The following is a 9,168-nucleotide window of genomic DNA, read 5'->3' on the forward strand; positions in this document are numbered from 1 at the left end:
GATAATCACGGGAAACGCGGGAATTGGCCAAAGTCCGGTTTGCGTTTTTCTTTGAACGCATCGCGGCCTTCTTTTGCTTCATCCGTTGTGTAATACAATAGGGTTGCGTCTCCAGCCATCTGCTGCAGTCCAGCAAGGCCGTCTGTGTCAGCATTCATTGCGGCTTTAACAAAACGCAGTGCAGTCGGGCTCATTTCAAGCATTTCCTGGCACCACTGAACCGTTTCGTCTTCCAATTGGTCAAGAGGCACAACTGTGTTGACTAAGCCCATATCCAATGCTTCCTGCGCATCGTACTGGCGGCATAGGTACCAAATTTCACGCGCTTTCTTGTGTCCGATGATGCGAGCCAAGTAACCCGAGCCGTAGCCAGCGTCAAATGAACCTACGCGCGGCCCTGTTTGGCCAAAGCGTGCGTTGTCTGCAGCAATCGTCAAGTCACAAACTACGTGCAAAACGTGTCCGCCACCGATTGCATATCCTGCCACCATTGCGATGACCGGTTTTGGAATCACACGGATCAAACGCTGAAGGTCAAGAACATTCAAGCGTGGAATTTCATCTTCCCCAACATAACCGCCATGTCCGCGTACCGATTGGTCGCCGCCTGAACAGAAAGCCTTTTCGCCTTCGCCAGTTAAAACAATGACGCCTACATCTGCATTGTCGCGTGCACGTGAAAATGCATCGATCAACTCATGAACTGTTTTCGGACGGAAGGCGTTGCGCACTTCTGGACGGTTGATGGTAATTTTTGCAATACCATTAAAAATTTCATACTTAATATCTTCATATGTACGTTCTGTAATCCACTCGCGTGTCATGATTTTCCTCCTTGATAGTTCAAACTTAAATACTCTCTTACTATTGTAGCAAATTCAACAGGTTTTTCCACATGTATCGCATGGCCGGCATCAATAGTTTTGTGAACAGCGTCCGGCAATCGCTCAGACATCTCATTGGCGATCGCTTCAAACTTCTTATCTTGCAGTCCCGTTACCAACAAAACCGGTATGCCCAGCTTTGCCAACCGATCCCAGTAAGACGCCTGTGCACCGGTTCCCATGCCCCGTAGGCTGTTCGCAAGGCCCACCGGTTTTTGTGCTAAGCGCTCTTCCCGGACAGCTTGCTTCACCGGTTCAGGCAAGGATTTTTGGCTGTCAAACAGTGAAATGTTTTCCCAGCGGTCAACAAATTCTTCTATTCCGCCAGCAACAATTCGTTCGGCCAGCTCTTCATCGCGCTTGCGGCGTTCTTGCCGCTCCGCTTCACTCGACAGTCCAGGAGAAGCACTTTCCAACACCAATGCGTTAATACGCTTTGGAAATCTGCAAGCATATGCCAGTGCCGTCCGACCGCCCATTGAATAGCCAACAAGCGTCAAGCTTTCCAAATTCAATTGTTCGAACAAAGCATCCAAGTCTTCCAGCTGCCGTTCCATAGAATAAGGCTCAACCGTTTCCGGACAATCCGTTTCGCCATGGCCGATCAAATCGATCAGGACGATTTTGGATTCATGCCAAGCTTCAATAACGGGCTGCCAGCTTTTTGTGCTTCCCGTAAAGCCATGTAAAAAGACAACCGTTTGTTGTTTGTCCCCGTTCATGATTTCAAGGTGATAACGGGTTCCGTTAACAGCAAGCCTCATTGCTTGGCCAGCTCCTCGTCAAAACGGCTCCACAATTTGCGGTGTATGGCAACATTATGCTGGCGCTCTGTAAACACTTCAATGATTTTGACGGCTTTGTCTTTTGGCTGATCCAACGCTTCAGCTAACTGTTCTGCCGTTTCCACTGCAACATACTGCGCATCATACATTTTTGCGGCATCAACGAATGTCAGTCCTGTCGGCGTGCCGAACAAATCCTCAAAATAACGCTCTTCCTGAGACTGCGGCAAATAAGAGAATATCCCACCGCCATCGTTATTCATGATGACAATCGTCAAATCCGTTGCTTGCATTTTGGACGCTATCAACCCGTTCATGTCGTGCAAAAATGACAAGTCTCCGATATACAGAAACGCTGGACGCTGGTTTGCAGCCTGGACGCCAAATGCCGTCGACACCACACCGTCAATGCCATTTGCTCCGCGGTTGGCATAAATCACGATATCCCGAGCTGTCGCTTTAAAGTAAGTATCGACATCTCGGATTGGCATGCTGCTGCCAACAATCAAATCACAGGCATCAAGTTTATCAAAAAATACTTTTGCCAAGACGCCCTCATCCAACTCTTCCTGGCAATGGCGGTTGACCACTTCCCAGTAAAGTGCTGAAGCAGTTGTCCATTTTTCACGGTACGGGTTCTCTTGCTTCTTTTCTACTGGCATGTGCCATAACGCATTTGCGGATGACTGAATGTGATGCGTAGCAAGCGATTGAGCATCCCGCAGCATGGGACTTTCGTCAAACACTGCATATACTGCCGGTTTTACTGCAGTCAGGAACAAAGTGAGCGGCTTCGACACCGGCTGTGGTCCGATCCGGATAACTGCTTCTGGTGCAACTTCTTCTTTAAATGTTTCATTTTTTAATAAGGCATCATAAGAATCAATAATGAGATGTATTGCTTCTGGAGGAACATTACCTCGCAGATTCGATAACGGATCTGCCAGTACAGGCCAATCGAGCTTTTGGATAAACTTCCAGAATTCATCCGGCATCTGCGCAGTCATTTCTCCAACAATCAGCAAACCCTTTTCTTTTGTCAGCAGGTTTTGCAGAAATTCCTGGCTGCTGGCCGATAAAGCCATTTCTCCGCCGAAATGAGCGATTTCCCCAAAGCTTTCATAAGCCTGGTCAAAATCGATGCGCAGCGGTTCTCGGAACGGTACGTTGACATGTACAGGTCCTTTTGGTTCGCTGCTGGCATTTTGGACAGAGCGATGCAGATGGCGGGACAGGAATGCCAATTGGTTTTCTGTTTCTGGCATTGGCAAATCTGTCGCCCATTTGACATGAGACCCAAACAAATTGACTTGGTTAATGGCTTGTGGCGCTCCGACTTCGCGCAGCTCATGCGGACGGTCTGCCGTTACAACGATCAATGGCACACGTGCATAATAGGCTTCAACGATTGCAGGAAAATAATTGGCGGCTGCAGTACCCGATGTACACAACAGCATAACTGGTCTGCCGGAAGCTTTTGCCATGCCGAGTGCAAAATAGGCGGCTGAACGTTCGTCAATCTGCCGGTAAACCGTTAGGCCTTCCTGCTTCATGCAAGCATAGGCAAGCGGTGTGGACCGGGATCCTGGACTGATGACAACATCCGACACCCCCAGTTCGACCAGCGAATGGGTAAATGCAGATACGTATTCGGTTAATGCTTTACGATTCGTCACTCCATTGACCTCCCAATGCCCGAAGCATCGGCCTGAATTTAACCCATGTCTCGTCATACTCTGATTGCGGTGTGGAATCTGCTACAATTCCGCCGCCCGCATATAAATAAGCTTTTTCGCCATCCAATAAAGCTGAACGGATCGCGACGGCGAATTCGCCGTCTCCTTTGGCATCGATCCAGCCGATAGGAGCTGCGTAATAGCCGCGATTCATCGCCTCGTATTTACGGATCATCTCCAAAGCTTCTAATTTCGGTTCCCCGCCAAGCGCCGGAGTTGGGTGAAGAACCTCTACCAAATCAAACAAAGTAGCACCTGGATTTAATACACCTTCCACTGGTGTATACAAATGCTGGATATCTCTAATTTTTAACAGCTTCGGCAATTTAGGGACAACTGTCCGGCTGCAGTTTGCTTCAAATACTTCGCCGATCATCTTCACCACGTATTGATGCTCTGCCCGATTTTTCGGGTCTTGCAGCAAAGCTTCGCCCAGTTCGATGTCTTTTTCCATGGTTTTCCCTCGAGGTGTAGAACCCGCTAAACACGTTGAGAGTGCTTTTCGGTCTTCCACTTTCACCAACCGCTCTGGAGTCGCTCCAAAGAAAAACTGTTCTTCTGCCTCCAAGCCAAACAGGAAGCTTTCAGGCTGTTCATTGGAAACTTGATAGAGTGCTGAAGCCGGAGAAAGCTTATGGTCGTATTCCAGCTTTAGCGTTCTTGCAATCACTACTTTTTCCACTTCTTCAGCCTTTATAATATCGGTTACTTTTTGAACCGAAGCCATGTATTCTTCTTTTCTCATTTCTGTTCGGCCAATCGCCCGGGGCTTATCGTATTTATCCACTTCTGATACTTGAGCCGCGTGAATTAATTTGTCGCGCTCTTTGCGCATCGCTTCAAACTCTGCAAAGCTTTCTTGCTGATCCGTGATGAGATGAATGCTGACAAAAGCCTGCTCACCTTTTAAAATCAACTGAAAAGTCGGCACTGCAAAAAAAGCCTGCGGGAACCTTGTCCATTCACTCGGCTTGTTGTTCAAAGGATCGAATGAAAAGCCTCCAAAAAGCACGGGTTGAACCGAATTTTCTTCATTGACAATTTGGCGGCACAAGCTCTCCCAGTCTTCTTTGATTTTCTCAAATCGTCCTGTTGATTCACCTGTAGAAAGAACATGCGCATGGCCAATTCCAACCAAGGTGAATGTCTTTTCCCGATTTTGCCAATACATGCGTTTTCCCGTATGTTCATCTCCCCCGGCTTCAAAAAATGCCAATGCAGACATCCGGGTAACTTCAATTGTTTCCGTATAAAAGCGGTAGCCTTCGTATTGGCTTTCCGCAGGCTGTTGGATCGATGAAGACGATTCTGAATTCACCTGAATACCTCCGTTTTAAGACAAGCGTCTCGTTTATTCCACTAACTGTTTTACTTTTTAATCTCTATCCTCTATCATACTCTTTTCTGCTAAAATCAGCACATCATTTGCTGTATTCCCTTCTATTTTGAAGTACAATAAACAGTGGAAAGAATTAAAGGAGAGATAGAAATGACACATTCACTACAAGCGGACAGCGGATGGCGCGTTTGGTGGCAGTTGACCCGCCCTCATACATTAACCGCATCCTTCGCTCCCGTTTTCTTGGGAACAATGATTGCTTTAAACCATTCCCCTATTGATTGGATTTTATTCCTGGCGATGCTTGTCGCAAGTTTGTTGATTCAGGCAGCCACCAATATGTTCAACGAATACTATGATTTCGCCAGAGGCCTGGACAATGAAAACTCTGTCGGCATCGGCGGCGCAATTGTTCGAAACGGCGTCAAACCTAAAACTGTTTTGGCTTTAGCTCTAGCATTTTACGGGATCGCCGCGGTTATCGGAATCTACATTTGCTCACAAACCAGCTGGTGGCTTTTAGTTGTTGGGGCAATTGCGATGATGATCGGCTATTTTTACACAGGCGGACCCTACCCGATTGCTTACACGCCTTTCGGTGAACTATTTTCCGGAGTGGTTATGGGTTATTTGATCGTCATCATTGCATTCTACATTCAAACCGGAATGGTGACATGGGAAGCTTCCTTGCTTGCTGTTCCAAGTACCTTATTAGTAGCTGCAATTATGTTGTCCAATAATATCCGTGACATTGTCGGAGATGAGGAAAGCGGCCGCAAAACATTGGCCATTTTGGTTAGACGGCCTGCTGCGGTCAACATTCTTATGTGGTTCTTTATCTTGGCGTACGCTTGGATTGTCATTCTTGTCGTTACAGGAATGTTGACACCCTGGGCCTTGCTGGTCTTTCTCAGTGTCTTAAAACCGATTAAAGTCGTTCAGATCTTCAAACGCTTCACTGAACCGCTCAAAGTGATGCCAGCCATGAAAGATACAGGCAAAACGAATACCTTTGTCGCATTCTTGCTCGGCATCGGATTATTGATTGATTACCTTCTATAATAATGTGTAAAAGGGATTCCACAGGGATCCCTTTTTAGTTTGAATAACACTATGATGAAATTTAAGCATGCGGTATAGTAGATAAATCATTAAAAAGTGTTTGTTTTAGGAGGCTGTCGGATGAAACCCATTATAATTGGCATTATCGCTGCTTTTTTCTTTGCCTTTACTTTTGTACTAAACGCTACAATGGAAGCCAGTGGCGGGAGTTGGATTTGGAGCGCCTCTCTTCGCTTTATCTTCATGATTCCCTTTTTGCTGGTGATTGTCCTCTTCCGAAGAAACCTGAAGCCGTTACTGCAGGAAATGAACAGAAACAAAGGAGCTTGGTTGTTATGGAGCTTTGTCGGATTCGGTTTATTTTACGCTCCCCTGTGTTTTGCTGCTGCTTACTCTCCAGGTTGGCTTATTGCAGGCACATGGCAAATTACTATTATCGCAGGTACACTTTTGGCCCCGCTATTTCTAATTACGGTACATAGCAATAAAGAGACAATTCAAATACGAGGAAAAATCCCTCTAAAAGGCTTGTTAATCTCGTTTATTATAGTGGCAGGAGTTTGTTTGATGCAGCTAGAGCACCTGGCAGCCGTATCTTCCACAACATTGTGGCTTGGTTTTATTCCAGTAGTGATCGCTGCTTTTGCATATCCGCTCGGCAATAGAAAAATGATGGATATATGTGAAGGCAGGCTGGATGCTTATCAGCGAGTTTTAGGAATGTCTTTAGCCAGCTTGCCTTTTTGGCTCTTGCTATCGCTTTATGGCGCCATTACAGTAGGCGGACCAACAGCGTCGCAAAGCTTTCAAACTTTGATCGTCGCAATCAGCTCAGGCGTTATTGCTACCGTTCTTTTCTTTAAAGCTACAGATCTGGTTAGGGGAAACATGCAAAAGCTAGGCGCCGTTGAAGCCACTCAATCGATGGAAGTTTTATTTGCTTTAGTAGGTGAAGTTCTGTTTCTATCCATTGCTTTTCCATCCGGTTTATCGTTATTTGGCATATTGCTCGTGATGCTTGGGATGATGCTTCACAGCTATATTTCCACTAAAACGAAAAAAAGCGTCATGCAATTAAATGCATGACGCTTTTTTATAATGACCCCTACGGGATTCGAACCCGTGTTACCGCCGTGAAAGGGCGGTGTCTTAACCGCTTGACCAAGGGGCCTAATACTGGCGGAGAAGGAGGGATTTGAACCCTCGCGCCGGTTGCCCGACCTACACCCTTAGCAGGGGCGCCTCTTCAGCCACTTGAGTACTTCCCCAGTATGGCTCCGAAGGTAGGACTCGAACCTACGACCATCGCATTAACAGTGCGGTGCTCTACCACTGAGCTACTTCGGAATGGTGGGCCTAAATGGACTCGAACCATCGACCTCACGCTTATCAGGCGTGCGCTCTAACCAGCTGAGCTATAGGCCCATATGTATAAATTATGGAGCGGGTGAAGGGAATCGAACCCTCATCATCAGCTTGGAAGGCTGAGGTTTTACCACTAAACTACACCCGCAAAAGATGGTGGGTCAGGACGGAATCGAACCGCCGACACTTAGAGCTTCAATCTAATGCTCTACCGACTGAGCTACTGACCCACAACTTTGAAAAAAATGGCGGTCCCGACCGGGATCGAACCGGCGATCTCCTGCGTGACAGGCAGGCATGTTAACCGCTACACCACGGGACCATTTGGTTGCGGGGGCAGGATTTGAACCTGCGACCTTTGGGTTATGAGCCCAACGAGCTACCGAACTGCTCCACCCCGCGATAATGATATAAATTGCTTCTTACACATTCTTTAATAAAAATTGTCCACACATTTTAAAAATAATGGAGGAGGAAGAGGGATTCGAACCCCCGCGGGATTTGACTCCCCTGTCGGTTTTCAAGACCGATCCCTTCAGCCAAACTTGGGTATTCCTCCGTGATAATAGATAAATGGTGGACCTTGCAGGACTCGAACCTGCGACCGGACGGTTATGAGCCGTCTGCTCTAACCAACTGAGCTAAAGGTCCTAAAAAAGTGGCGGCAGAGGGGATCGAACCCCCGACCTTACGGGTATGAACCGTACGCTCTAGCCAGCTGAGCTACGCCGCCAGGATCTTTATTAATATAGTTGGTGGAGCCTAGCGGGATCGAACCGCTGACCTCCTGCGTGCAAGGCAGGCGCTCTCCCAGCTGAGCTAAGGCCCCATTGTTTGGTCGGGAAGACAGGATTCGAACCTGCGACCCCTTGGTCCCAAACCAAGTGCTCTACCAAGCTGAGCTACTTCCCGAACTTGAATTGCTGAGGGTAAAAATATGGCGCGCCCGAGAGGACTCGAACCTCTAACCGCTTGATTCGTAGTCAAGTACTCTATCCAATTGAGCTACGGGCGCTTGAAATCTATTCATTTGGTTTTGCATAAATGGTGCCGAGGACCGGAATCGAACCGGTACGGTAGTCACCTACCGCAGGATTTTAAGTCCTGTGCGTCTGCCAGTTCCGCCACCCCGGCAAGGGGTCGGTATCATGTGCAAAAAAAATATGGAGCGGAAGACGAGGTTCGAACTCGCGACCTCCACCTTGGCAAGGTGGCGTTCTACCACTGAACTACTTCCGCAAAAATGGTGCGGGTGAAGGGAGTCGAACCCCCACGCCCGAAGGCGCTAGATCCTAAGTCTAGTGCGTCTGCCAGTTCCGCCACACCCGCGTGGCAATTATGCAATTAAAAAATGGTGAGCCATGAAGGATTCGAACCTTCGACCCTCTGATTAAAAGTCAGATGCTCTACCAGCTGAGCTAATGGCTCGTTTACATGAGTGGTGCCGGAGAAAGGACTTGAACCCTCAACCTACTGATTACAAGTCAGTTGCTCTACCAGTTGAGCTACTCCGGCGAAAGAGTGAAAAAATGGTGGAGGATGACGGGATCGAACCGCCGACCCTCTGCTTGTAAGGCAGATGCTCTCCCAGCTGAGCTAATCCTCCGATAAGTATTGCCCAGCGACGTCCTACTCTCACAGGGGGAGACCCCCAACTACCATCGGCGCAAAAGAGCTTAACTGCCGTGTTCGGGATGGGAACGGGTGTGGCCTCTTTGCCATCATCACTGGACTATTTGGTTTTGAAAGACAAGATTGATTATACCAATCTCACAGGTTTTTACAAGCTTTTTTTACAAAAAACTATTCCTTATTCTTTCAAAACTGGATACCCGACATTGAGCATTGGTGAAGCGTTCACGATACAATAGTTTGGTTAAGTCCTCGATCGATTAGTATTCGTCAGCTGCACGTGTCGCCACGCTTCCACCTCGAACCTATCTACCTCATCGTCTTTGAGGGATCTTACTTGCTTGCGCAATGGGAAATCTCATCTT

General features: G+C 47.6%; 6 protein-coding genes, 20 tRNA genes and 2 rRNA genes. 2 read left to right on the plus strand and 26 right to left on the minus strand.

The window, feature by feature from the left end; genetic code table 11:
* Positions 1 to 5: 5 nt before the first annotated feature.
* From menB to AC4EHK_RS11555, 4 genes are read right to left on the minus strand one after another with little or no spacing between them, the layout of a single operon-like run.
* Positions 6 to 824, minus strand: coding sequence for a 1,4-dihydroxy-2-naphthoyl-CoA synthase (menB, locus tag AC4EHK_RS11540; protein ID WP_142829525.1), 819 nt, complete (start codon positions 822 to 824; stop codon positions 6 to 8).
* Entirely contained in the window at positions 821 to 1,648 is an 828-nt protein-coding gene (gene menH, locus AC4EHK_RS11545) for a 2-succinyl-6-hydroxy-2,4-cyclohexadiene-1-carboxylate synthase (protein ID WP_490978928.1), read from the minus strand. The genes menB and menH overlap by 4 nt, the downstream gene beginning before the upstream one ends.
* Complete coding sequence (gene menD / locus AC4EHK_RS11550) at positions 1,645 to 3,345, minus strand: 2-succinyl-5-enolpyruvyl-6-hydroxy-3-cyclohexene-1-carboxylic-acid synthase (protein ID WP_490978929.1); 1,701 nt, start codon at positions 3,343 to 3,345, stop codon at positions 1,645 to 1,647. Before menD ends, menH begins: the two co-directional genes overlap by 4 nt.
* Entirely contained in the window at positions 3,332 to 4,723 is a 1,392-nt protein-coding gene (locus AC4EHK_RS11555; protein ID WP_490978930.1) for an isochorismate synthase, read from the minus strand. Before AC4EHK_RS11555 ends, menD begins: the two co-directional genes overlap by 14 nt.
* Before the next feature lie 171 nt (positions 4,724 to 4,894).
* On the opposite strand from AC4EHK_RS11555, the gene AC4EHK_RS11560 reads away from it, so the two are divergent.
* Entirely contained in the window at positions 4,895 to 5,806 is a 912-nt protein-coding gene (locus tag AC4EHK_RS11560) for a 1,4-dihydroxy-2-naphthoate polyprenyltransferase (RefSeq protein ID WP_490978931.1), read from the plus strand.
* Positions 5,807 to 5,926: 120 nt separating this feature from the next.
* Positions 5,927 to 6,892: a DMT family transporter gene (locus AC4EHK_RS11565; RefSeq protein ID WP_490978932.1), complete on the plus strand. Its 966-nt coding sequence runs from the start codon at positions 5,927 to 5,929 to the stop codon at positions 6,890 to 6,892.
* A gap of 13 nt (positions 6,893 to 6,905) precedes the next feature.
* Here AC4EHK_RS11565 and AC4EHK_RS11570 read toward each other — a convergent pair.
* The 22 genes from AC4EHK_RS11570 to AC4EHK_RS11675 form a co-directional block, all read right to left on the minus strand.
* Positions 6,906 to 6,977, minus strand: a tRNA-Glu gene (locus AC4EHK_RS11570).
* A gap of 6 nt (positions 6,978 to 6,983) precedes the next feature.
* Positions 6,984 to 7,074, minus strand: a tRNA-Ser gene (locus tag AC4EHK_RS11575).
* Between the two features lie 4 nt (positions 7,075 to 7,078).
* Positions 7,079 to 7,153: transfer RNA gene (locus AC4EHK_RS11580), tRNA-Asn, on the minus strand.
* Position 7,154: 1 nt separating this feature from the next.
* Positions 7,155 to 7,231 (minus strand) — tRNA-Ile (locus AC4EHK_RS11585).
* Positions 7,232 to 7,245: 14 nt separating this feature from the next.
* Positions 7,246 to 7,319, minus strand: a tRNA-Gly gene (locus AC4EHK_RS11590).
* 6 nt (positions 7,320 to 7,325) lie between these two features.
* Positions 7,326 to 7,401, minus strand: a tRNA-Phe gene (locus AC4EHK_RS11595).
* A gap of 16 nt (positions 7,402 to 7,417) precedes the next feature.
* A tRNA-Asp gene (locus tag AC4EHK_RS11600) sits at positions 7,418 to 7,493 on the minus strand.
* A 3-nt stretch (positions 7,494 to 7,496) separates the two neighbouring features.
* Positions 7,497 to 7,573, minus strand: a tRNA-Met gene (locus tag AC4EHK_RS11605).
* Positions 7,574 to 7,637: 64 nt separating this feature from the next.
* Positions 7,638 to 7,730, minus strand: a tRNA-Ser gene (locus AC4EHK_RS11610).
* A 15-nt stretch (positions 7,731 to 7,745) separates the two neighbouring features.
* A tRNA-Ile gene (locus AC4EHK_RS11615) sits at positions 7,746 to 7,822 on the minus strand.
* A gap of 8 nt (positions 7,823 to 7,830) precedes the next feature.
* Positions 7,831 to 7,904, minus strand: a tRNA-Met gene (locus tag AC4EHK_RS11620).
* Between the two features lie 20 nt (positions 7,905 to 7,924).
* A tRNA-Ala gene (locus AC4EHK_RS11625) sits at positions 7,925 to 8,000 on the minus strand.
* 6 nt (positions 8,001 to 8,006) lie between these two features.
* Positions 8,007 to 8,083 (minus strand) — tRNA-Pro (locus tag AC4EHK_RS11630).
* 26 nt (positions 8,084 to 8,109) lie between these two features.
* Positions 8,110 to 8,186 (minus strand) — tRNA-Arg (locus tag AC4EHK_RS11635).
* A 30-nt stretch (positions 8,187 to 8,216) separates the two neighbouring features.
* A tRNA-Leu gene (locus AC4EHK_RS11640) sits at positions 8,217 to 8,305 on the minus strand.
* Positions 8,306 to 8,335: 30 nt separating this feature from the next.
* A tRNA-Gly gene (locus AC4EHK_RS11645) sits at positions 8,336 to 8,410 on the minus strand.
* A 5-nt stretch (positions 8,411 to 8,415) separates the two neighbouring features.
* Positions 8,416 to 8,500, minus strand: a tRNA-Leu gene (locus AC4EHK_RS11650).
* A gap of 23 nt (positions 8,501 to 8,523) precedes the next feature.
* A tRNA-Lys gene (locus tag AC4EHK_RS11655) sits at positions 8,524 to 8,599 on the minus strand.
* An 11-nt stretch (positions 8,600 to 8,610) separates the two neighbouring features.
* Positions 8,611 to 8,686: transfer RNA gene (locus AC4EHK_RS11660), tRNA-Thr, on the minus strand.
* Between the two features lie 15 nt (positions 8,687 to 8,701).
* Positions 8,702 to 8,777: transfer RNA gene (locus AC4EHK_RS11665), tRNA-Val, on the minus strand.
* Between the two features lie 10 nt (positions 8,778 to 8,787).
* A 5S ribosomal RNA gene (gene rrf, locus AC4EHK_RS11670) occupies positions 8,788 to 8,903 on the minus strand.
* Positions 8,904 to 9,043: 140 nt separating this feature from the next.
* Positions 9,044 to 9,168 (minus strand): 23S ribosomal RNA (locus AC4EHK_RS11675); the annotation flags it as partial.

The organism is Planococcus sp. TJ-307, from assembly GCF_058268435.1.